Source organism: Pseudonocardia nematodicida, from assembly GCF_040105385.1.
In the GTDB taxonomy this organism is placed as follows: Bacteria; Actinomycetota; Actinomycetes; order Mycobacteriales; family Pseudonocardiaceae; genus Pseudonocardia; species Pseudonocardia nematodicida.
In genome coordinates, this window is the sequence record NZ_JBEDNQ010000001.1 from 270500 (window position 1) to 293558 (window position 23059).

Consider the following 23059-nt stretch of genomic DNA (forward strand, 5'->3'; position numbering starts at 1 on the left):
CCGCTTCGTCGCGGGAAAGGGGGTGGGCAGTGCGGGAGGGGCGTCAGTAGCCGGCGTCCGGGTCGACGACGCCGGTCAGCGGCTCACCGCGCACCATGCGGGCGACGTTCTCCCGGAGCCGGCCGGCGAGCAGCGGCCGGATCATCTCCGGGGTGTCGGCGGTGTGCGGGGTGATGAGGCAGTCGGTGCGGCCCCAGAGCGGGTGTCCGTCGGGCAGTGGCTCGGGGTCGGTCACGTCCAGGCCGGCGCCCGCGATCAGTCCGGAGTCGAGCACCCGCACGAGGGCGTCGGTGTCGACGACCGGTCCCCGCGCGATGTTCACGAGGATCGCGTGCTCCGGCATCGCCCGGAGGATCGCCTCGTCGAACAGGTTCCTGGTCTGCGGGGTCAGGGCGCAGGCGATGACGACGACGTCGGCGAGGGGTAGGAGCGTGGGCAGGTCGTCGAAACGGTGCTCGTCCTCGGTCTTCGGGGTCCTTCGCGCGATCGAGATCCGGGCTCGGAAGGGCTGCAGGAGCCGGGTCAGCTCCCGGCCGATCCCCCCGGACCCGCCTACGACGACGACGTGGGCGTCGTACAGGGTGCACGCCGCCTGCGCTCCCCAGGAGGTGGCCCGCACCCTGGTCGGGAGCGACCGCAGCAGGGCGAGCACGAGGGCCAGCGCGTGCTCGGCGACCGGCTCGGAGTAGGCGCCCTTGGCGCTGGTCCAGGTGCGGCCGTCGGACAGGAACCCGTCCGCCGCCCAGGTGTCCACCCCGGCCCCCGACAGCTGCACCCACTCGATCCCGGGGCACTCGGCCAGAAGGCGACGCAGTTCGGCGGGGTTCTTCCCGAGCCACTGCAGTCCCCGTGCCCGCGCCGGGTCGGGCTCGTAGCGGCCCCCGCCGTCCTCGATCGCACGGACGAAGACGTCGGGCGCGGTCGGAGCAACTGCCACCGGCACGAGCATCGACACGCTCTCCTCACCGGGCGAGCGGGCGCCACCCGTCGTGACGGCCGCCCTCGTCGGCGGCCCTCACGACCGTACAAATCTCTCTCACTGAACGCAACAGTGTTTTATTCAGTGAGTCTCCTTTCCAGCGAGGTCCTGGGACGTGGCGGCGGCCGCCTCGATCACCGCGGCCGCCACGGCGTCGCCCTGCGGTGACAGGCGGAAGCTGGGTCCGGAGATGCACGCGGCTGCGACCGGCTCGCCGTCCGCGGCGAACACCGCGCTGGCGTAGCGGATGACGTCGTCGCCCCGGTCGAAACCGGCCCATCCCCGCTCCCGCGCCCCGTCGAGCTCGGCCAGCGTGGTCCGCATCTGCTCGTCGGACAGCACCTGGCCCTCGCTCTGCGCCGACAGGCGCAGCATCTCGACCCGGGTCTCGTGCGGCAGGTGCGCCAGGATGGCGAGCCCCGCCGCCGTCTCGTGCACGGGGCGCTGCCGGCCGGTCAGGTGCGACCGGACCAGCTGGGACGAGGCGATGTAGTCGATGAAGGTCATGAGGCCGCCGTCGAGCACGGCGAGGTGGATCTCCTCGTCGAACCGCTCGTGCATCACCTCGAGGTGCCGGCGGGCGACGATGCGCAGGTCCTCGACGTCGGAGTAGCCCGCCCCGAGCTCGCTGAGCTTGGCCGTCAGCCGGTAGCGCCGGTACCCGTCCTGTCGGACGTATCCCGCATCGCGCAGCTGGGCCAGCAACCGCGACGCGGTCGACTTGTCGAGACCGGTCTCGGTCGAGATCGCGGTGACGCCGACGCCTTTGCGGTTGGTGCCGCGCGCCACCGCCTCGAGCACGAGCAGGCCGCGCTGCAGTACGTTCGACGGCGGGTCACGTCGCTCCCGCGACGCCGGTTCGCCCGGCCCCACTGCCGGATCCACGCTCATGGGCACCCACCTCTCTCGCGCGCGGGTCCGCCTGCGATGCGGACCTCGATACGGGCGATCGTATTCCTCAGTGCACCACGGTTTCACTCTGCGCAACAGATCGTTCCGGGTGGCGTGCCGGGGCCGATCCGGTGCCCGCCCGTCAGGGCCGGCGGCCCGCGATGCGGTCGGTGGCCGCGGAGGCGGCCTCGATCCGCGCCTCGAGCCGCGCGGCGCGCCGCAGAGCGCGCTCGCGGCGGCGCAGGTGCGGCCCGACGACACCGGCCAGTCGGTCGAGCTCGGTGGTCCGGTGCGAGCCGTCGGCGAACGTCAGCTGCAGCACGAAGACGTTGACCAGGACGACGGCGACCGCCAGCACCAGCGCGACGACGGCCGGGATCAGGCCGCCGACACCGGTCGCCTGGAACACCTCCTCGTACACCCGGAGGTACATCAGGACACCGAGCAGTGTGACCGCCACGGCGGTCAGGGCGAGCATGCCACGCACGACGCCGTCCAGCGCGGTCCACTCGAGGTCGCCGTGGTCGGACTTGAAGCGGCGCAGCGCGTGGCCGACGGCCGCGGTCCAGGCCGCGACCGCGATCGTCCCGAGCAACGCGAGCACGACGGCGACCAGCAGCAGGATCCCGGGGCGGCGCGGGTCGACGTTCAGCACGCTGGTCATGAACCAGAACAGGACCAGGCCATCGATCGCCGGCAGGACGTGCAGCCAGAACCGTTGCCCGCGGGAGATCCGATCGTGGCGGCGGGTGCCGGCGGCCGACTCCGCGAGCACGGCACGGCGCAGGGTGCCGGCGTCCTCGGCGAGCGCGGCGACCGTGGTGACGCCGCCGCGCGGGTCGCGTACGACCCGGGCCAGGTCGTGGTCGGTGCCGGTCAGCTCGTCGTCGCGGCGGCGGCGCAGCCGGCTCGTGGCCGGACTGGTGGTGGTCGTCATGATCAGGCCTCCTCCGTGGACGTCAAGGTGAACACCACGCGGCGCAGCGCGGCGAGCTTCGCGGGGTCGGGACGGCCGTCGGGGCCCTGCGACGCCTCCGGCGGGTCGAGGGCGCTGCCGTCGCCACGCACCTCACCGATCGCGGAGTCGGGGACGCCGGCGTCGCGCAGGATCCCGGCGGCCGCCTCGGCGCGGCAGCGGGAGAGCGCGATGCCGTCACCGGTGCCGACCGGCGCGGCCCGCCCCGAGACCGACACCGTGCGATGGTCCGGCTGTCCGGCCAGCTGCTCCACCAGCGGGGTGAGCAGCCGGGTCGCCGCCGCCGGGTCGAGCAGCGCGCAGCTGTCCGGGCGGAACAGCAGCGGGGCGGGGACCTCCCAGGTCACCGGTCCGCCGCCGGACCCGCCCGCGGTGGTGACGACCGGCAGCGGCGGGACCGGCGGGGTGTCCACCGTGGACTCCGGTGGCGAGGGTGGGCGGATCCCGTCGTCGACGGTGCAGGCGGCCGCCCCGGTCGCCGCGCAGATCGCCGTCCACTGCTCGCGCAGCGCCGCCTGCTCCCGCAGTCCCAGCGGAGGCTGGTCCCCGGTGGTGCGGCCCAGTCCACCGAGGACGACGTCGCGGCCGGTCAGGTCCGGCAGCAGCCGGCGGTCGCGCAGGTCGGCGGCGAGGGCGCCGGGGTCGCGGTCCCAGCCGTAGACGCGCTGGTCGATCGGGTCGGTCCCGGTGACCCCGGCCGAGAGCAGGACGACGGTGCCCGCGCCGGTGCGCCCGGCCGTGGCCAGCGCGGCCAGCGGGTCGTCGACGTCGCCGCTCGTCCCTGCGCGGTGGATCGCCGCGTCGAGCTCGGCGAGGCGGTCGTCGACGAGGGCGTGGATCCGCTCGGTGCCCCGTTCGACGTGGCCGTTCGGGCGGCGGGGTTCGAGGTCGACCGTCTCGACGCGGTCGCGTCCGGACACCACGTGGACCACGACGTCGTCGGTCTCGGGGTCCGCGGCCCGGCGGGCGAGGTCCGCGCGCAGCGCGTCGCCCAGGTCCGGGGCGAGCGCGGCGGCGTTGCTCTGGACGGCGATCGCCACCGCGTTCGCCGGGTCCTCCGGTGGTGGGCCGGTGGTGCCGCAGCCGGCCGCTGTGTACAGCAGCACGGCGGCGAACACGTACGTCACGGTCTGTCGTCGCACGGGATCCCCCTCCGTCCCGCGGGCCGGACGGCCCGCTCACAGGAGCTGTAGGAGGAAACGGACACCGGAGTGCACAACCGGACGGAACGTCATCCCGACCGACCCGTCAGTGGGCGGCCCCGAGCTCCAGGGCCAGTACCCCGGCGATGACCAGCCCGATGCCGCCCATCTGCACCGGGGTCAGGCCATCGCCGAGGAAGACCGCACCGATGATCGCGACCAGCGCGACGCCGGCGGCGGCCCAGATCCCATAGGCGACCCCGACCGGCACCCCGGCCTTCAGGACCTGGGACAGCAGGCCGAAGGCGCCGAGGTAGCCGATCACCACGAGGATCGAGGGGACGAGCCGGGTGAAGCCGTCCGAGAGGCGCAGGCTGATCGTCGCCATCACCTCGAGGACGATCGCGCCGGCGAGCAGCAGGTAGGGCACCGCTCAGCCCTCGTCCGCGGTGCGCCCGCCGAGGTGGCGGGCCAGGAACCGCTCCATCGTGCGGTAGAGCTCGATGTTGCTGTCCGGGTTGATGAACCAGTGGCCCTCGCGCTCGTTGAGCAGGTACTCCACCTCGACGCCCCGGGCCTGCAGGGCCTCGAAGACCCGGTCGGAGTTGCTGCGGTGGACCCGCAGGTCGTTCGCGCCGTGCACGAGCAGCACCGGTGCGGTGATGTCGTCGACCCGGGTGATCGGGGAACGGGCGGCCATGTCGGCCTTCTGCTCCGGGACGTCCGGGTCGCCCATGTAGCGGCCGTAGCTGTTGACGAGCAGGCGCCGGACGAACGGGACGGCCCGCTCGCTCAGGTCGACGAGGTCGGACATGCCGGTGTAGCTGATCGCGGCGGCGAACCGGTCCGGGGTGAACGCGGCGCCGACCAGGGCCGCGTACCCGCCGTAGGAGCTGCCGTAGATCGCGACCCGGTCGCGGTCGGTGTAGCCCTGGGCGATGGCCCAGTCCAGGGCGTCGATGACGTCGTCGTGCATCCGGCCGGCGAACTGGCCGATCGCGGCCCGGGTGTGGGCCTTGCCGTAGCCCATCGAGCCGCGGAAGTTGACCTGCAGCACCGCGTAGCCGCGGTTGGCCAGCAGCTGCACCTCCGGGTCGTAGGTCCAGCTGTCGCGGTACCAGGGCCCGCCGTGCAGCAGCACCACCGTCGGCAGGTCCCGGTGCTCGACGCCGAGGGGCAGGGTGAGGTGCAGCGGCAGGTCGATCCCGTCGCGCGCGGGGATCGTGATCGGGGTGACCGGCGCCAGCGCGGACGGGTCGAGGTGCGGGAACGGCCGGAACAGCCGGCGCGCGAGCCCGGTGGTGTGGTCGTAGGACCAGGTGGCCCGGTGGTCGCGGTCGTGGGTGAAGTCCACGACCCACCGCCGGCCCGTCGCGTCCGACGACACGTGGGCCAGGTCTCCGTCGGACAGCTCGGCCAGCCGTGGCAGCACCGCGGCGAAGTGCGGGTCGAGCGGGTGGATCTCCTGGCGGGCGCCGAGGTAGCGGGCGCCGAGCAGCTCCCCGGTGCCCGGGTGCACGATCAGCGACGACGGGAACCGCGGGTCGGCCTCCGGGCGCGGGGTGTCCAGGTCGAACACCGGGTGGCTGTCCACCCCGAGCTCCTCGCCGGTGTCGAGGTCGAGCCGGACCAGCCGGGTGCGGTCCGACCCGCGCGACGACCCGATCCACAGCCCGTTCCCGTCCGGTGTGGGCACGCAGGGGGAGACGCCGAAGATGTGGTCGTGACCGGAGAACCGGCTGACCAGGCGGGGCGTGCCGGTGGTCCGCTCGAACAGCAGGTGCGTGCCGTCGTCGGTGATGGTGAACGCGAGGACGCGGCCGGTCGGCGTGCGCACCCACCGCATGACGTCACCCGGGTTCTCGGCGAGCACCGTGAGCTTTCCGGTGTCGAGGTCGAGCTCGTGCAGGTCCATCAGCTCGGGGCGACGGGCGTTGAGCTCGAGGTACACCGTCCCGGGCCGGTCGGCGGAGAACTGGATGCTGACCACGCGCGCCCCGTCGACCGGGGTGAGGTCGACCGCGGGCTCGTCGGGGCGGGTCAGGTCGACCCGGTGCAGGTGGGCGTTCTCGTCGCCGTCGGTGTCCTGGGTGAACAGCAGGAACTTCGAGTCGGCGGTCCAGAGGAACGTCTCGATGCTGCGGCGGTCGTCGGACGTGACGCGCAGGGCGGCCGGGTCGTCCGCGGCGTCGGTCTCGGGCCAGTCACCGTCCAGGTCGCGGACGAACACGTTGAGCCGGTCCCGCCACGGGGCGAGGTAGGCGACCTTCGTGCCGTCGGGGGAGATCCGGGCACTACTGCGGGTGGGCGGGCCGAAGAACTCCTCGACAGTGATCAGGGTGGACGGGCGCGTCGTCGCGGGTGAGGTCGTCATGCGCTCGATTCGAAACTCCGACGTCGCGTCGGGGTCAAGACCACCCGGCGTGACGCACGCCATGACCCGGCTCAGTAGGCGCCGCCGCCGCGGATGACGGCGCCCGCGGTGCGGAACAGGATGCTCAGGTCGAGCAGCGGGGACCAGCAGTCGACGTACTCGGCGTCGAGCCGGATCGACTCGTCCCAGGACAGGTTGCTGCGGCCCGAGACCTGCCACAGTCCGGTGAGTCCCGGCTTCACGGCGAGCCGGCGCTGGGCCAGCGGGCAGTACTCGGCGACCTCGCGGGCCAGCGCCGGGCGCGGCCCGACCAGCGCCATCGTCCCGCCGACGACGTTGAACAGCTGGGGCAGCTCGTCGAGGGAGAACTTGCGCAGGACGCGTCCGGGGCCGGTGACGCGGGGGTCGATGGCCATCTTGAACAGCGGGCCGGCGGCCTCGTTGCGGTCGCGCAGGGCGGCGAGGCGGGCCTCGGCGTCGACGCACATGGAGCGGAACTTGAGCATGGAGAACTCGGTGCCGTCCTTGCCGACGCGGGTCTGGCGGAACAGGACCGGGCCGCCGTCGAGCTTCACGACCAGCGCGACGACGAGCAGCACGGGCGCGAGGACCAGCAGGAGCAGCAGGGCGAGGACCGCGTTGAGGACGGCGTAGCCGGCGCCCGCGCGCTTGGTGGCCCGGACGGCGTCGGCGGCGGTCGCCGCGGCGGTGATCGCCGAGGCCGCGGCGCGGGTGGCCTGCTCGGCCTCGCGGACCGCGTCGGCGGGGCGGGCCGGCTCGACGGTCTCGGGGGTGGTCGCCGTGCGCATCATCTGCGGTGCTCCTGGGGTGCGAGATGGTGGGGGAGCGTTCTGCACGGGGTGTCGCCTGGGCCGAACGGCCCATTAACCGTTCCGCGACGGGATCGTCAGTACTGACGATCCCGCGTCGGAGTGAAGGTGGAGCGGTACGCGCGCGGCTGCGTGATGCGGTGCGCCGTGGACAGTCCTCGATGGAGTGAGGACATGGTGTTCGAGTGACGCAATACAGGCGCGCGCCGTCGTCATCGTCCGGTCCTCGCCCGAGGTGATCGGCGCTGTCGTCAGTCCTGATGAGAGCCGCGTTCGATCCGTCTCGCGGTGCAATGCCGGACGGGTGCGCGACGACGTCTCCGGCGGACGTGGACGTCGGCGAGGAGGGTGTCGTGCTCGTACGCATCATCGCGGTCGTGGGTGTGCTGGGGACCTTGACGCTGGGGCTCGTGACCATCGGAACCTGGCCGGCCGGGCCGTCGCTGCCGGTCGGCGTCGTCGTCCGTGCCGTGGGCGCGGTGCTCGCGCATCCGGCGGCCCCGCCGTCGTCGGCCACGTCCTCGCCGGCCACGCCGGGAGTCGCCGCCGCTCCGTCCGTCGGGCCTCCGGCCGGGGGTCCCGTCGAGCGGCGGGCCGCGCCACCGGTGGCCGCCACGGAAGCCGCACCCGTCACTCCTGCCGAGGACGGGGACGCGCCGTGGCGGCGCTGGCTGGAGCTGAACGACGTCTGCCGGGGGACGACCGGCCCGGACGGCGACCAGGCCTGCCTGGAACGCGCCGAGCTGCAGGAACGGCTGGCGCGGGAGAGCGCGGACGCGTTCCTGCGGGCCTGGGCCGCCCGCGACGCCGTCCTCATGGGCGAGCTCGCGACCGACGACGCCACCGACACGTTCGGCCGGCCGCTCGTGGCGAACCTGCTCGAGTTCAGTCCGGCCGAGGATCGCATCGATCTGCGCTATGACGTGGAGGGCAGCGGCGTCGTCGCCGGGTACGTGACGACGACCGCCGGTCCGAACCTGTACCTGCAGTGGGACATGGACTACGAGCGTGGCTGGCTGGTGACGAGGTTCGCGCCGGACGTCGGCTGAGCGGGTCGGGTGCAGCCGCGCGTCCGGGCGGCCGTCGACCTCGGCCCCTTGATCGAGGCGTCCACGTCGACGCCCCTCACCACGAGGTCGGCAAGGAGAAGCCGCCGTTCTGCCGAGCTCGCTGCGCGGCCAGGTGGTACGCCCCCTGTGCGGCCGGCGGTCCAGTCCGCGAGCAGGTCCTTCGCCGCCGCCAGGAACACCTCGTGCGCCGCCGCGTCGCGACCCTGGTGTCGGCACACCGTGACCGCGGCCTCGCCGAGCGCGGCGCTGGGTATCCGGCCGGCCGGGCCGTCGTGGACGCGCTGGTGGTCCGTGACGTCCACACGCACCAGGGTCCAGGAGCGACTCGTCCAGTCCTGGACGGCGCGCACCAGGGAATCCGTCTCGATGGCCATCTCAGTTCCGCCGCCGGCGCATCTCGGCCATCTTCTGCCGCCATGCCGCGACGTCCGCGTCGGTCGCCCCGTCGCGCCGGGACTCCACGGTGATGCCGATCGTGTAATCGCTGCCGTCGCCGTAGAAGTCCCACCGGTGGCCGACGGTCGAGACGACCGACCGGTTGTCGACCGGGATGTCGATGGTGAGGGTGCCCAGCAGGTCGTCGTCGTCGGACTCGCCCAGCTGCTGCAGGGCGTCGATCACGATGCGCAGGAGCTCCCGTGCCTGGTCCGACGACGGGTCGCGCGGCCCGGTCACCGTCCCGTCGGTCCCGCGCCCCGCGAGTTCCTCGTCGAGCCGCTCCTGGCCGGCGTCGATCAGCTTCCTCTTGTTCTTCCAGGTCGAGGCGGAGTCGGCGTCCCACGCACTCAGCGCGATACGCACCGGATGACCGTCGGGTACCCGGCCCACGAAGAGCTCCGGGTCCGGGTAGGTCAGGCGCTCGCCGTTGTCGATGCTCAGCTTGTCGGTCAGCACGACCCGGGACGAGGAGCCGCCGAGCACGGTCCCCGTCAGGTACAGCTCGTCGCGCGATCCCAGGATGCCGGTGTCCTCGGTCTTCTTGCAGTGCACGGTTCCGATGTGGACTCTCACGTCAGGCACGGCGTTCCTCCGGTGTGTCGCCCGGAGTCCGACGGTAGGGAGCGCGGTGGTTCGTCGGCATCGGGCGATTCCCCGGCATCGTCCGGATCGTCGCGCAGGGGCCGGGGCGCACCTCACCGATCTCGAACGGGGATTTCCGACACGCTGTCGTCAAGCTGTGGCCGGAGGTCACCGATCTCCGGGATGCGAGCGACGGCGGGACGGGCCCGAGGGGGGTGGGGCCCGTCCCGCCGTCCGGGGGTGCGCGATCCGCGCGGGTCAGTAGGCGCCGCCGCCGCGGACGACGGCGCCGGCGGTGCGGGCGAGGATGGTCAGGTCGAGCAGCGGCGACCAGCGCTCGACGTACTCGGCGTCGAGCCGGATCGACTCGTCCCAGGAGAGGTCGCTGCGGCCGGAGACCTGCCACAGCCCGGTGATGCCGGGCTTGACGGCGAGCCGGCGCTGGGCCAGGGGGCCGTACTCGGCGACCTCGCGGGCCAGCGCGGGGCGCGGGCCGACCAGGGCCATCGTCCCGCCGACGACGTTGAACAGCTGGGGCAGCTCGTCGAGCGAGAACTTCCGCAGGACCGCGCCGGTGCGGGTGACGCGGGGGTCGTCGGCCATCTTGAACAGCGGGCCGGCGGCCTCGTTGCGGTCGCGCAGGGCCGCGAGGCGGGCCTCGGCGTCGACGCACATCGAGCGGAACTTGAGCATCGAGAACTCGGTGCCGTCCTTGCCGACGCGGGTCTGGCGGAACAGCACCGGGCCGCCGTCGAACTTCACGACCAGCGCGACGGCCAGCAGCACGGGCGCGAGGACCAGGAGGAGCAGCAGGGCCAGGACGGCGTTGAGAGCGGCGTAGACCGTGCCGGCGGTGCGGATCGGCGCCGGGGTGATCGTCGCGGCCGGGATGCTCTGGGCGGGGATGCTCTGGGTCGGGATGCCCGCGGGGGCCGGCACGGGAGGCAGTGAGGCGATGACGAGGGAGGTGGCCGGGCGCCGCAGCGTGGTGCTGGGCAGGGCCACCGGCGCGATCGTCTCGAGCATCTCGTCCCCTCGGTCGTCGGCCCCGCTGCGGGGCTGTTCGACCGGTCTGTCGGGACTCGGGGGATGGTCATTAGCGATCTTCGGTCGAGATCGTCAAAGGTGATGATCGAGTATGGTCAAGATCGCTGACCGGGTTCTTGAACTGCGAAAACAGGGGTTGCCTGGCTTCTCTGTGACGTGCATCGCGGCATCATCGCCGAGGTGGATCGCTAGTACGCCCCCCGGCTCCGCACAACGGCTCCGAACGTCTTCCAGAGAATGAGCAGGTCCAGCGCGACAGACCAGTTCTCGACGTACCGCAGGTCGAGCCGGATCGACTCCTCCCAGCTCAGCGCACTGCGCCCGCTCACCTGCCACAGCCCGGTCATGCCCGGGCGGACCAGCAGGCGTCGCCGGGCGTCGACGGCGTAGGTCGCCACCTCGCGGGGCAGCGGCGGGCGGGGGCCGACCAGGCTCATGCTCCCGCTCAGCACGTTGAGCAGCTGCGGCAGCTCGTCGAGCGAGTACTTGCGCAGGACCTCGCCGACCGCGGTGACCCGGGGGTCGCGGCGCATCTTGAACAGCGGGCCGGCGCCGTCGTTGCTGCGGGCCAGCTCGGCCAGCCGCGCCTCGGCGTCGACCACCATGGACCGGAACTTGAGCATCCGGAAGGTGCGGCCGTTCGTGCCGACCCGCTCCTGGGCGAAGAACACCGGGCCGCGGTCGGACAGCTTCACCGCCAGCGCGATCGCCACGAACACCGGCGCGGTGAGCAGCAGGATCAGCGACGCGACCAGCTTGTCCGCCGAGTGCTTGATCATCCGGGTGACGCCGGTGAACCGCGGCTCGGACACCCGCAGCAGCGGCATGCCGTCGACCGGGCTGATGTGCATCCGCGGGCCCGCGACCTCCATCAGGCCGGGGTCGACGGCCAGCTCGGTGCTGCTGCCCTCCAGGTCCCAGGCCAGGCGGTGCAGCCGGGCCGGGCCCCAGCCCGGGGCGCGGCAGACCGCGACGACGCCGTGCGCGCCCTGGGTGGCCAGGGCGGGCACCGAGTCCAGGTCGCCCAGTACCGGCACACCCTGTACGCCGTACCCGCCGCCGGTCCCGGCACCGGTCGGGGTGCAGACCCCGGTCACCCGCCAGCCGAAGCACGGGTCCCGCCGGGTGTGCGCGATCAGGTCGGAGACCGCCTCCTCCGAGCCGACCGCCAGCACCGGAAGCAAGCCGCGGCCGCGGACCCGGGCGCGGTGCAGGAACTTCCGCAGTGCGAACCGGGTCACGAGCATCGCAGCGCCGGTCAGCGGGACCAGCAGGAAGACCCACTCGCGCGACGAGTTCACCAACAGCGCCAGGCCGCCAAAGGCCAGCGCGATGTCGGCCAGCAGGACCGCCTGCCCGAGCCGGACGAACTCGGCCGAGCCCTGGCCGAGCACCCGCCCGTCCCACGCCCGGCAGATCGGCAGCGCCACGACCAGCAGCCCGGCCGCGATCAGGCCGGTGCCCAGCCGGGCCCGGTCCGCGGCGAACTCGCCGGTCAGTCCCATGAGGACGCAGGTGGCGACGACGATCGCGATCGTCGCCAGGTCGCCGACCGCCACCGCGATCGAGAAGCGGCGCTGCCAGCGCGGGGCGTCCTGCGGGCCGACCGGGGCCGGGCGTCGCCGCTGCTGCGGGACGGTGTGCGGCACGGTGGCCTCGGACCCGTTCGAGACGTCGGGGTACGTGCTCACGACGGGGGAGCTCCTTCGGGGGATCTGGCGATCACGGCGGGACGCGCTGGGGTCCGCGTCGCTGCCGGATCCGCTCTGCCGTTGCTGTCGCTCTCCGGGGTGAGCCCGTTACGCGGTCGCGCTGCGACGATCATCGGTCACGGGGTGTGAGAACCAGGTGGGGATGCACCCGTTCGACGGCCGCCCGCTACCGTCGCAGGTCCCCGTAGCGAAAGAGGAATCGTGGAGATTCACCAGACCCCGCTTCCCGGCTCCGCGCTGATCGATCTCAAGCGGCTCTCGGACGACCGCGGGTTCTTCGCCCGTGCGTTCTGCGAGCAGGAGTTCACCGACGCCGGGCTCGACCCGACCATCGCCCAGTGCAACCTCTCGTACAACCACGAGGCGGGCACCCTGCGCGGCTTCCACTACCAGCTGGAGCCCAACGCCGAGGTCAAGGTCATCCGGTGCGTCCGCGGCGCGATCTACGACGTGATCGTCGACCTGCGGCCCGACTCCGAGACCTACCTGAAGTGGTTCGGCGCCGAACTGTCCCAGGACAACCACACGGCGATGTACGTGCCGCGGAACTTCGCGCACGCCTACCTGACGCTGACCCCGGACGCGACGACGATCTACCAGGTCTCGACGCCGTACGCCCCGGGTGCCGAGCGCGGGCTGCGCTGGAACGACCCGGCACTGGACGTGGACTGGCCGCACGAGGTCGCGCACATCTCGGACAAGGACGCGAACTGGCCGCTGCTGGCGGACAACCCGGACTTCGCCGCGACCCTGACCGGAGCGCGCTGATGCTGATCCTCGACACCGCGCTCGCCAAGCGGGCCGCCGAGAACCGCCCGATCCGGGTCGGCCTGGTCGGCGCCGGGTTCCAGGGCCGCGGCCTGGTCAACCAGATCACGAACTCGACGCCCGGCATGGACGTCGTCGCGATCGCGAACCGCACCGTGCCGACCGCCGTCCGCGCCTACACCGAGGCGGGGCTCACCCCGGTCGAGGTCTCCACCACCGCCGAGGTCGACGCCGCGATCGCCGCCGGCACCCCCGCGGTACTGGGTGACGCGTTCGCGCTGCTCGCCGCGGAGAACATCGACGTGCTGGTCGACGTGACCGGCGCCGTCGAGTTCGGCGCCCACGTCACCGTCGCCGCGATCGAGCGCGGGCTGCCGGTCGTCACCATGAACGCCGAGCTGGACGGCACCGTCGGCCCGCTGCTGGCCGAGAAGGCCCGCAAGGCCGGCGTCGTGCTCACCGGCGCCGACGGCGACCAGCCCGGTGTCCAGGCCAACCTGCTGCGGTTCGTGAAGGGCATCGGGGTCACCCCGCTGGTCGCGGGCAACATCAAGGGCCTGCAGGACGAGTACCGCACCCCCACCACGCAGAAGGCGTTCGCCGAGAAGTGGGGCCAGGACCCGGCGATGGTCACCAGCTTCGCCGACGGCACCAAGGTGTCGTTCGAGCAGGCGATCGTGGCCAACGCGTTCGGATTCACCGTCGGGAAGCGCGGGATGTACGGCCGCGACCACGCCGGGCACGTCGACGAGCTCACGAAGGCCTACGACGTCGACGAGCTGCGCGCGCTGGGCGGGGTCGTGGACTACGTGGTCGGGGCCAAGCCGGGCCCGGGCGTGTTCGTGCTCGGCACGCACGACGACCCGAAGCAGCAGCACTACCTGAACCTGTACAAGCTCGGCGAGGGCCCGCTGTACAGCTTCTACACGCCGTACCACCTGTGCCACTTCGAGGTCCCGAACACCATCGTGCGGGCCGTGGACTTCGCCGACGCCGCGCTCACCCCGCCCGCCGGACAGCACGTCGACGTCGTCGCCACGATCAAGCAGGACCTCAAGGCCGGGCACACCCTCGACGGGCTGGGCGGCTACGACACCTACGGCGTCGCGGAGGCCTCCGCGGTGACCCGGTCGGAGCGGCTGCTGCCGATGGGCGTCGCCGAGGGCTGCGTGCTGACCCGCGACGTCGCGAAGGACGAGGTCCTCACCTACGCCGACGTGACGCTGCCGCCGGGCCGGCTGATCGACGCGTTGCGGGAGGAGCAGGAGAAGCTGTTCAGCTGACGGTCGGGTCCGGGCTGCGCCACAGGACGGGGAAGAACTCCGGGTCGGCATAGTCCGGGGCGCCGTCGGCGTCCCGCCTGCAGACGCCGTCGAGGAAGTGGTGGATCCGGACCCCGTCGTTCCAGAACTCGCGATACCGGTTGTCCCCGTCCTGCAGGTAGACCGCGAGTGCCATCCGGGGCAGCTCGGCGCGGTTCGGACGGCTGCCGTGGACGAGGTGGCTGTGGTGGAAGCTCACCTGGCCACGTCCCATGACCAGCGGGATCTCGACGATCTCGCGGCCCTGGGTGGCGAACCGTGTGCGGACGCCGTCGAGGTCCTGGTCGTTGAAGCAGCGCAGGTGCTCGGTCGCCGGCCAGCGGTGGCTGCCGTCGACCACGATCAGTGGCGCCCGGTCGGCCGGGACGTCGTGGGTGGGGATCCAGGCCGAGAGCATCCGTTGCGACACGCAGTTCGACGAGTACGAGTAGTCGGTATGCCATCCGACGACCCCGCCCGTGGCGCCGGCCGGGGTCGGTGCCTTGTAGACCAGCGTGTCCTCGAAGATCCGGATCTCGTCGGTACGGGCGAGCCTCGCCGCGATCGCCCCCACGACGGGCTGCAACGCCAGCGCGCGGAGCTCGGCATTGCGGTAGGACGCGTGCTGCGAGTTGCGGACCTCGTCGCCGTCCCCCGGGTGCCAGTCGACGTACCCTGTCTCGACCGGTAGCCGACGGTCCCGGTCACCGGCGTAGAACCGCTCGGCGCCGCGCACGGCGGCGTCGAGCACGTCGTCGTCGAGGATTCGCGGGGAGACCCACCACCCGTGCTCGTCGTAGAAGGCGATGTCGTCGTCATCGGGCAACAGGCGCCGCTGGGCCTCGCCCAGGACGGGCGATTCACGGACGTCGGAGTTCATGTCGTCTCCCGGGGTATCGAGTCCGCCCCGCCCGGTGCTCCGGGCCTCCGGCGGTATCCGGGGAAGTAGTCGCCGGAGGGGCCTGAAACGTCACGGCAGAGCCGGTCGTAGGTGTCCTCGTCGGCCACCAGCTCGTGCGTGACGAACCCCATCTCGGCGTTGCAGTAGCTGCGCTTCGAGGCCTCGAGCCCATCACCCGGCCGGACCCCACCGCCGTGGTTGAGCGGCATCGCCAGCTCGTCGGCGAGGTCCAGCAGGCGCGCCGTGCAGAGCTTGCCGGGCGAGGCGTGGCGGTGGTCGTCGCCGGTGGCGGCCAGGTAGGAGTGAAGGATCCCGTCCGAGCGGACGACTAGCTCGCCGGCAGCGACCCGGCCGTCGCCGTCGCGGACCACCGCCAGCCACGAGCCGTCGTGGCCGAGACAGCCCCGCAGGTACCCGGCCCCGAAGCGGTACCGGTCGGTCGCGCCGACGTGGTTCATGGTGTGGGCGTACGCCGCCGCGAAGCCGGCCAGGGTGGTGTCGTCCACGTCCGGTCCGTACAGGAGCTCGGGCGTGTAGCCGGCGGAGCGGGCCGCACGCAGGGCACGCCGGAAGGACCGGCTGGTCGACCGGGGGCGGAACGGGTCGTGCACCAGCACGGTCCCCCGCCGCGTCCCTCCGGACAGCGACGGCCGCGCGATCGGTTCCCGGACGAACACGCTGACCAGCCCGGTCCCGGACAGATCGAGGTCGGCGGCGTCCGGTGGGGTGCCGTCGAGGTCCCCGCCCGGGTAGCCGTACGGGGAGGCCGCGTCGTGCAGGCCGGTACCCGGGATCGGGCGCACCACCAGCGGTACCGCGCACCGGGTGCCCGGAGCGGACAGCACCAGGGTGTGGGTGACACCTTCGGCGTCGTAGTGCGTGCGGCTGCGGAAGAAGGACCGTTCGGAGACCGCGGCGGCCCCGCGGTCGTCGAGCAGCTGCGCCGGGCGCAGACCGACCGTGGCTGAGGACACACGCTCTCCCAGGGTGGGGCTCCGGCGGGGCTCCGACGCACCCGCCGGGAGTCGACTCGCACGAGACACCGTGTCTGTTACGACCGTTTCGGTGGCCGGTCGCCGGTTCATCCCCCGGCCAGTCGCAGCAGCACCGTTCGCGCCTGGGCCAGCCGGTGCGGATCGGGAGACCAGTCCTGCCAGTCCCGCGCCACCGAACGGACGGCGGCGTCGGTGCCCGCCGGATCCCGGTCCCGGGCGAGGCCGATCAGCTCGAAGTCCTCGACCCCGTCGCGCAACCACTTCAGCCGCATCGACGGCACCGCGCCGCCGTCGATCCCGACCTGCTCGCCGGGGTAGAGGAGCTGTCCCTCGCCGGGGTAGCCGTCGGGGGAGTAGGCGTACACGTCATCCCACGGCCGGTCGGTCCACGCGTCCGCACGCCAGTAGAGGATCCCGCCGAGCCCGAGCTGCTGGTTGAGGAACCCGGGCTGGATCCGGAAGTCGATCGGCGCGAAGTCCAGCAGCCACTTCGGCGAGTAGCCGTCCTGCGCGAGCGCGTTGTACGACCAGACCTCGGCTCCGCGTGCCCGTGCCTCCGCGACCAGCTCCGGGTCGTCCTCGTACTGCTTAGGCAGCATCGCCCACACGTCGACGGCGGGTCGTCCGGTGCCGTCGTCGAACAGTGCCGGGTCCGGCGCCTGCGTGAGCAGCTGCGCGACCCCGGCCTCGTGCAGGGCCCGGGACCAGGCCCGGACGGACTCGGCGACGTCGTCGCACCCGCCGATCTCGTCGGCGGTGTAGTTCAGCAGCAGGGCCCCGGACCGTTCCTCACGTGCCGCAGCGGCCCGGATCCGCTCGACCGGCGGGGGCGGGTCGAGCCGGCATCGCCCCTCGTCCGCGCCGCTGAACAGGCCCACGTCGGCCACGTTGACGACCTGGGAGAGCGGATCGTCCGGGTCGGGCAGGGCGGAGGTGGGCACGAGCTTGTGGCGCAGCAGCTCACGGCTGACCGCCGTCCGCCCGGTCCAGTTGAGCACCACGCTGCGCAGCGACGGGCGCGCCGGCAGCTGGATCGTGGACACGGTCAGCGTGATCCGGCCAGACTCCCGGAACCCGTCGGCCGTGGCCGTCCAGGTCCCCTCGTAGATCCCCGGCACGGCGTCCGCGGGGACCGCGACGTCGATCCAGTACGGCTGGTTCAGCCCGGGGGCGACCTCCGCTCCGGCGGCCCGGAGCTCCCCGTCCAGTGGCTCGCCGGTGTCCGGGTGCACGAACGGGATCAGCCCGTCCGCGTAGCGGCCGGGACCACCGGGCCGGTTCGTCCCGCTCCGGTCCGGGCTCGTGGCGGTGACCTCGACGTAGTGCTCGCGGTAGCGGGTCACCGCTGACGCGGGCAGGGCCGCACCGTCGGGCCCGGTCAGCTCCCCGACCTCCAGCTCCACCCCGGTGAGGCCGCTCCGCCCCCCGGCGACGACGACCTGGAAGGAGTCGGTCCCGCCGCGCGCGGCGGCGAGCTCGTGGTCGGTCCGCCCGGTCGCGACCTCGGTCTCCCCGACCCGGTGCATCGAACCGGTGACCCACGCCGACGGTGGCTGCTCCAGTCCCGGGGAGGGCTCGGGGGCGCATGCGGTGGACATCAGCAGGAGGGCGAGGAGCAGGCCGAACCCGGTCCGGTGCGGCCTAGACCCGCGCACGGCCGGCGAACAGGAACCCGTCGAGCGCGATCCCGTTGCGTTCCAGCTCGCGCGCCCCGTCCTCGAGGACCGGGCGACGTGCCTCCGGGCCGACCACGGCCATCCGGGTGTCGACGACCTCGGCCACGGCCAGCGCGTCCGGGTGCGACGACAGCGGCGGTGCGACGACGACCAGCAGGTCGGCATTGAGCCGCAGCTCGGCCACGACCGACCCGAAGCGCTCGGACTGCAGGTCGTCGTACGGGCTCGCGGTGCCCGAACCGGCCGCCAGGACGCTCAGCCCCTCGGTCGTCGTCGGCTGGACGGCCGAGCCCGCGTCGGCGCCGCGGAGCACCTCGGACAGGCCCGGTCCGTCCTCGTAGAGATGCAGCCGGGCGAGGCATCCGTCGCCACCGCGCAGGTCGGCCGAGAGCAGGAGCACGGACCGTCCGGACCGGACGATGCTGCGGGCGAGGTCGATCCCGACGGCGACCGCGTGGCGGGCGTCGCGCGGGTCCAGCGCGAAGATCGCGATCGCGTCCTTCGGCTTGATGTGGCCCCGGTTCTGCATGCGCTGGCGCACCACGGAGACCGCGTCCGCGGCGGCCGAGCCGGGCTCGGCCGCGGTCCCGCCGCCCCCGAGCCGCAGCAGCGAGCGCCACCGCATCGCCGCGACGCCCGGTTCCGCGCCGGGGACGGATCCGAGCGGTGCGGCGGGCAGCGCCGCACCGGCGCCGTCGGCGGTCCGGACCCGCCGGTCGCCGTGCTCGGCGACACCGGCGGCGGCCGTCCCGGCCAGCGCGGCGAGCAGGGCCGCACCGATGGCGACCACGAGCAGGTCCGGACCGGTCACACCGGAGACCGACGCCGGGTCGACGAGGACCGGGACCGGCGGCGGGACGGCCGAGCGGGCGGCGGTCGCCGACTCCACGTAGGCGACGCGCTGCCGGTCCAGGACGGTCAGCTCACCCGGGGGCGCGGTCACGCGCTGGGCGTCGATCTCGGCGATCCGCTGCTCGAAGGCGGCCTGCGTCGCGGCCCGCTCCACGCCGATCGAGCGGACCCGCTCGGCGATCCCGACCTCGGCGTAGGTGTTCGCGATCTCGACGGCCCGCTCCGCGCTCGGGCCGGCGGCCGACACCGTGAGCAGGGACTCGCCCTCCGCGCCGCTGACGGTCACGTCCGGCATCTCGCCCAGCCGCGCCGCCACAGCGTCGCGGACGGTGCTGCCCTCCAGAAACTGCCGCTCGGCGAGGACGTCGCCACCGGCGACCGAGATCCGGGCCGTCGCCGTGTGACCGGGGACGAACGCTGCGACCGCGCCGACGGCCACGCCGGTGACCAGGACAACGGTCACGGCGACGATCCACCACCGATGCCGGATCACCCGCCACCAGAAGCCGAGCTCTGCCTCTTCCGCCTGGGTGTCGCGCACGTTCAGCACCTCGCCCCTCGTCGTCGCGCGGCCACAGTCACCGACCGAGGTCGCTCGTCCGGGGTGATTCGTTAGGCCCTCGGGCCCGTTTCGCAGAGATCGCCGTCCGGTAACGGCCGGGGGGCGCCGGACGAGCCCCTCCGCGTCCGGAACGGAGTGGGGAGAGCGAGGTGTCGTGCATCGGACCGATCGTGCGGCCGGGTTCCTGATCTGCTGCTGGGTGGCGCTGCTGCCCGTGCAGTTCGAGGTCGGGACGCTGGGCCTCCCGTTCCGCCTCGCGCCGTCCGACCTCGCGCTGGCCGGTTACCTGCTGGTGCGGCTGCCGCGGCTGCGGCACGTCCCGCGGGCGTGGAGCTCCTGGCTGCTGGCGCTGCCGCCGGTGATGGGCCTCGGGATGCTGGTCGTGTACGCGCGGACCGGTGCGCTCGGGCAGTACGCCTACCTACAGAAGGGGTTCGGTCTGCTGCTGCTCCTGGCGGCGTTCTGCTGCCTAGTCGACCACGTGGACAGCTGGGACCGGCTGCGCCGGTTGCTGCGGGTGTTCGTGGTCTCCGTGGTGGTCAACGCCCTCGTCGCCGTCGTCGCGTTCGTGCCGGCGGCGGTCGGCGGCCCGGTCCTCCCGCTGCTCAACGAGCCCTACCCGGGTGTCCGGCTGACCGGGCTGCTGATCGACCCCAACGCGTTCGGCGGGCTGGTGTCGGTCGCGTTGCTGGTCGTGCTGGTGACGGCCCGCCCGGTACCACTGCTGGGCGGGGTGTGGCGGTGGGCCGCCGGGCCGGTCCTCGCGATCGCGCTGCTGCTGACGTTCTCGCGGTCGGCCTGGATCGGGTTCGCCTGCGGGGTCTTGGTGCTCGGCCTCTGCCGCCCGCTCGCCGCGGCCGTGCCGCTGCGCCGGCTCGCGGTGGGCGGCTTCGCGGCCGTGCCGCTGCTCGCCGTGGCGCTGTTCGCCGTCGTCCCCGACGCGGTCCGGATGATCCAGCGCCCGGACCAGGTGCAGTCGCGGGTGGACATCATCGGCGACGCGATGGCCGAGTTCGTGACCAGCCCGGTGGTCGGGATCGGGATCGGCGGGTACGAGGCCCGGCACGGCCTGATCGTGCACAACACGGTGCTCTGGTTCCTCACCGAGCTGGGCCTGGTCGGTCTGCTGGTGCTGCTTGGTCTGTTGTGGAGCGTCGGGTCCCGGTTGCTCGCGGCGCACCGGCTCGCCCCGACCGCGGAGCGCACGCTCGTGCTCGGGCTGCTCGCCGGGCACGCCTCGATGGTCGGGCTGTCGATGGGGATCGAGGCGTTCTACCAGCGGCACTGGTGGCTGGTCATGGCGCTCGGTGCGGCCGCATGGGTGCTGTGCACGGCGCCGCCGCGGGCGGCCGGCGCCGACCCGCAGCCGGCCGGCGCCGACCCGTGGCTCGTCCGTGGCCCCGCCGGATGACGGAGACGCCCGCCCGTCCGGGGCTGCGCCGGGCCCACTGGGGCGTGATCTCGCAGGGCCTGAACACCGGGACCAGCTTCGTGCTGTCGTTCCTCGTCGCCCGCTCCCAGGAACCGGCCGAGTTCGGTCAGTTCGCGCTGGTGCTCGTGGTGCTCGCCGTCGCGCTCGGGCTGGTGCACGAGAGCGGCAGCACCGTCCTCACCATCGCGCACGCCGCCGACCGGGACGCGCTGCCCCGCGCCGCCCGGCGCAGCACCGGGTACGCCGGGTCGCTCGGCGCCGTCGTCGGGGCAGCCTGCCTGGTGGCGGGTGCCCTGGTGCAGGGGCCGATCGGTCCGGTCCTGCTCGTCGTCGGGATCGGCATGCCGGCGGTCCTGCTGCAGGACGCCGTCCGTGGCTACTTCATCGCGGCCGGCCGGCCCGCCCGTGCGGCGGCCGACGACGCCGTCCGGATGGGCACGCAGGTCCTGCTGACCGCCGTCGTGCTCGCCACGGTGCCGGACCCACCGATGTGGTCGTTCGTGGCGGCCTGGGCGATCGGCGCGGCCGTCGCGTCGGCGGTCGGGCTGTGGTGGGCCGGGCTGGTCCCGGAGCGGGCCCTGCCGCACCGCTGGCTCGCCGACCACCGCACCCTGGCCCTGCCGTTGCTGGCGATGTTCGCGCTGACCTCGTTCCCGAGCCAGGCCGTGATCGTCCTGATGCCCCTGGTGTCCGATCTGGACCAGACCGGGGCGCTGCGGGCCGCATACCTGCTGTTCGGCCCGATGGGAATGCTGTTCGGCGCCGTCTACGCGCTGGCGCTGGTGGACGGTGTGCGGGCCGGGGGCCCGGCCGAGGTCGTCCGGATCGGGCGACGGGTCTCGGTGCTGCTGGCCGCGGTGGCGGTGGCCTGGGGCCTGATCGTGGTGTTCCTGCCCGCGGCGGTCGGCCGGCAGCTGATCGGCCCCAGCTGGGACCTCACCGGGACCACACGGCTGGTGCTCGGCCTGAGCCTCGTCGCCGAGGGGGTCATCTTCGGTGCGACGACCGTCATGGGCGCGCTACGCCGGCCCCGTCTCATGGTGTGGGCCCGGCTGCTGTCGGCGCCGGTCATGCTCCTCGCCGCGCTCGGGCTCGCGTCCGGGCTCGGCGCGACCGGCGCGGCGATCGGGCTGACCATCGGCTACACGACGTGCGCACTGCTCGCCTGGGCCCGGGTCCCGGGCGCCGCGCGGCAGGCCGCCGCGGATCCCGCCAACACCGGCCGGCCGGAACGGGTCGGTTCCGGCACACCCGCCCCCGGAGGAGGCCCCGTCATGAACCCCGTTCCCGCGTCCCGGCTGGCCGTGGCCGTGACCAGCCCGGTCACGGCCGCGGCCTTCCTCCCCGGCCTGGTCGGGCACATGGTGGAGGCGGGCTGGGAGGTCACCGTGATCTGCGCGCCCGGCACCGACCTCGAGGTGCTCGAGGCCGCGGGAGCCGCGGTCCGCACGGTCGCGATGTCCCGCGAGCCGGACCCGCGCGCCGACCTGCGGTCGCTGCGCGAGCTCTCCCGGGTGCTGGCCGAGGTCCGGCCCGACGTGCTGCTCAGCGCCACACCCAAGGCCGGCCTGCTGGCCACCCTCGCCGCCCGCCGGCGGCGGGTACCGGTCGTCGTCCATCTCATGTGGGGGCTGCGCAGCGAGACCCTGACCGGCCTCCGCCGCGGCTACGTGCGCGCGCTGGAGACGGTGACCGGCCGGCTGTCGCGGCGGGTACTGGCCAACAGCCACAGCCTCGGGCACGTGCTGGTCGGCGCCGGGATCGTGTCCGCGGGCCGGCTCGACGTCCTCGGTGCGGGCAGTTCGCACGGCGTCGACGTCGACCGGTTCGTCCCCGCGGACCGCGAGTCGGACCCGGGGGTGCTCGCCGCGGCGCGGGCACTGCGGTCCGAACTGGACCGGCTCGGCGACGGTCCGGTGGTCGGGTTCATCGGCCGGCTCACCCCGGACAAGGGCGTGCACGAGCTGGTCGAGGCGGTGCGCCTGCTGCACCGGCGCGGCACCCCGTGCCGGCTCGTGCTCGCCGGCCCGGTCGAGGACGGCCGCACGGGCGCGCTGCTCGACGCCGCGGTGACCGAGGGGCTGCCGATCCTGCTCGCCGGCGGCGTGGCCGATCCGCGGCCGGTCTACCGGGTGACCGACGTGCACTGCCTCCCGACATGGCGGGAGGGCTTCCCGAACGTCTGCCTGGAGGCGGCCGCCTGCGGGCTGCCGACGGTGACCACCGACGCGACCGGCGCGGTGGACTCGGTGCTGGACGGGCGGACCGGCGCGATGGTCCCGGTCCGCGACCCCGAGGCGCTGGCCGGGGCGATCGCCGGGCTGCTCGCCGACCCCGCCCGGCGTTCTCGGCTCGGCACGGCCGCCCGGGAGCGGGTCGAGCGCGAGTACGCGGCTCCGGTCGTGCACCGGGCCCATCACGAGTACCTCGTCGCGCTGCACCGGCGTGCCGGAGGCCGGTGGGCGCCCGCCGGTCGGGCCCCGGTGGGGACGCCGGACGCGTGAGTGCCGGCCGGGGGCCGCGGGGCCCCG

Annotated in this window: 20 protein-coding genes; 5 read left to right on the plus strand and 15 right to left on the minus strand. The window is 73.6% G+C overall.

Annotation, left to right across the window (positions count from 1 at the left end):
* Positions 1–43: 43 nt before the first annotated feature.
* The 7 genes from WIS52_RS01260 to WIS52_RS01290 form a co-directional block, all read right to left on the minus strand.
* A complete protein-coding gene (locus WIS52_RS01260) occupies positions 44–937 on the minus strand; it encodes an NAD(P)-dependent oxidoreductase (protein ID WP_349296173.1) in 894 nt (297 codons plus the stop codon).
* Positions 938–1060: 123 nt separating this feature from the next.
* A complete protein-coding gene (locus tag WIS52_RS01265) occupies positions 1061–1870 on the minus strand; it encodes an IclR family transcriptional regulator (protein WP_349296174.1) in 810 nt (269 codons plus the stop codon).
* Between the two features lie 142 nt (positions 1871–2012).
* Complete coding sequence (locus WIS52_RS01270) at positions 2013–2807, minus strand: hypothetical protein (RefSeq protein WP_349296175.1); 795 nt, start codon at positions 2805–2807, stop codon at positions 2013–2015.
* Positions 2808–2809: 2 nt separating this feature from the next.
* Positions 2810–3988, minus strand: coding sequence for an OmpA family protein (locus WIS52_RS01275; protein ID WP_349296176.1), 1179 nt, complete (start codon positions 3986–3988; stop codon positions 2810–2812).
* 106 nt (positions 3989–4094) lie between these two features.
* A complete protein-coding gene (locus WIS52_RS01280) occupies positions 4095–4418 on the minus strand; it encodes a DMT family transporter (RefSeq protein ID WP_349296177.1) in 324 nt (107 codons plus the stop codon).
* A 3-nt stretch (positions 4419–4421) separates the two neighbouring features.
* Positions 4422–6362, minus strand: a complete 1941-nt coding sequence (locus WIS52_RS01285; RefSeq protein ID WP_349296178.1) for a S9 family peptidase — start codon at positions 6360–6362, stop codon at positions 4422–4424.
* 71 nt (positions 6363–6433) lie between these two features.
* On the minus strand, positions 6434–7174 hold the full coding sequence (locus WIS52_RS01290; protein WP_349296179.1) for a sugar transferase: 741 nt from the start codon (positions 7172–7174) through the stop codon (positions 6434–6436).
* A 371-nt stretch (positions 7175–7545) separates the two neighbouring features.
* Between WIS52_RS01290 and WIS52_RS01295 the strand changes: the two genes are divergently transcribed.
* Positions 7546–8241 carry a hypothetical protein gene (locus WIS52_RS01295; RefSeq protein WP_349296180.1) on the plus strand — a complete coding sequence of 232 codons (696 nt, stop codon included), beginning with the start codon at positions 7546–7548 and terminating at the stop codon, positions 8239–8241.
* Here the strand turns inward: WIS52_RS01295 and WIS52_RS01300 are convergent.
* The 4 genes from WIS52_RS01300 to WIS52_RS01315 form a co-directional block, all read right to left on the minus strand.
* Complete coding sequence (locus WIS52_RS01300; RefSeq protein WP_349296181.1) at positions 8193–8636, minus strand: hypothetical protein; 444 nt, start codon at positions 8634–8636, stop codon at positions 8193–8195. The two genes, WIS52_RS01295 and WIS52_RS01300, sit on opposite strands and share 49 nt — an antisense overlap.
* A gap of 1 nt (position 8637) precedes the next feature.
* Positions 8638–9282, minus strand: coding sequence for a hypothetical protein (locus tag WIS52_RS01305; protein ID WP_349296182.1), 645 nt, complete (start codon positions 9280–9282; stop codon positions 8638–8640).
* A gap of 258 nt (positions 9283–9540) precedes the next feature.
* Positions 9541–10308, minus strand: coding sequence for a sugar transferase (locus WIS52_RS01310; protein WP_349296183.1), 768 nt, complete (start codon positions 10306–10308; stop codon positions 9541–9543).
* Positions 10309–10517: 209 nt separating this feature from the next.
* Positions 10518–12020 carry a sugar transferase gene (locus WIS52_RS01315; protein ID WP_349296184.1) on the minus strand — a complete coding sequence of 501 codons (1503 nt, stop codon included), beginning with the start codon at positions 12018–12020 and terminating at the stop codon, positions 10518–10520.
* Positions 12021–12242: 222 nt separating this feature from the next.
* Between WIS52_RS01315 and rfbC the strand changes: the two genes are divergently transcribed.
* Together rfbC and WIS52_RS01325 are read left to right on the plus strand one after the other, a co-directional pair.
* Positions 12243–12809, plus strand: a complete 567-nt coding sequence (rfbC, locus tag WIS52_RS01320) for a dTDP-4-dehydrorhamnose 3,5-epimerase (RefSeq protein WP_349296185.1) — start codon at positions 12243–12245, stop codon at positions 12807–12809.
* The gene (locus WIS52_RS01325) at positions 12809–14092 is read left to right on the plus strand and encodes an NAD(P)H-dependent oxidoreductase (protein ID WP_349296186.1); all 1284 of its coding nucleotides are present in this window, start codon (positions 12809–12811) and stop codon (positions 14090–14092) included. Before rfbC ends, WIS52_RS01325 begins: the two co-directional genes overlap by 1 nt.
* Here WIS52_RS01325 and WIS52_RS01330 read toward each other — a convergent pair.
* From WIS52_RS01330 to WIS52_RS01345, 4 genes are all read right to left on the minus strand, one after another.
* Positions 14085–14990 (minus strand): phytanoyl-CoA dioxygenase family protein, encoded by a 906-nt coding sequence (locus tag WIS52_RS01330; RefSeq protein ID WP_349296187.1) that lies wholly within the window; start codon positions 14988–14990, stop codon positions 14085–14087. The two genes, WIS52_RS01325 and WIS52_RS01330, sit on opposite strands and share 8 nt — an antisense overlap.
* Entirely contained in the window at positions 14987–15985 is a 999-nt protein-coding gene (locus WIS52_RS01335) for a GNAT family N-acetyltransferase (protein ID WP_349296188.1), read from the minus strand. Before WIS52_RS01335 ends, WIS52_RS01330 begins: the two co-directional genes overlap by 4 nt.
* 107 nt (positions 15986–16092) lie before the next feature.
* Positions 16093–17604 carry a DUF4091 domain-containing protein gene (locus WIS52_RS01340; protein WP_349296189.1) on the minus strand — a complete coding sequence of 504 codons (1512 nt, stop codon included), beginning with the start codon at positions 17602–17604 and terminating at the stop codon, positions 16093–16095.
* A gap of 43 nt (positions 17605–17647) precedes the next feature.
* Positions 17648–19075 carry a hypothetical protein gene (locus tag WIS52_RS01345; RefSeq protein ID WP_349296190.1) on the minus strand — a complete coding sequence of 476 codons (1428 nt, stop codon included), beginning with the start codon at positions 19073–19075 and terminating at the stop codon, positions 17648–17650.
* 175 nt (positions 19076–19250) lie between these two features.
* Between WIS52_RS01345 and WIS52_RS01350 the strand changes: the two genes are divergently transcribed.
* Both WIS52_RS01350 and WIS52_RS01355 read left to right on the plus strand, forming a co-directional pair.
* Positions 19251–20507 (plus strand): O-antigen ligase family protein, encoded by a 1257-nt coding sequence (locus WIS52_RS01350; RefSeq protein WP_349296191.1) that lies wholly within the window; start codon positions 19251–19253, stop codon positions 20505–20507.
* Positions 20504–23032 (plus strand): glycosyltransferase, encoded by a 2529-nt coding sequence (locus WIS52_RS01355; protein ID WP_349296192.1) that lies wholly within the window; start codon positions 20504–20506, stop codon positions 23030–23032. Before WIS52_RS01350 ends, WIS52_RS01355 begins: the two co-directional genes overlap by 4 nt.
* Positions 23033–23059 lie beyond the last annotated feature (27 nt).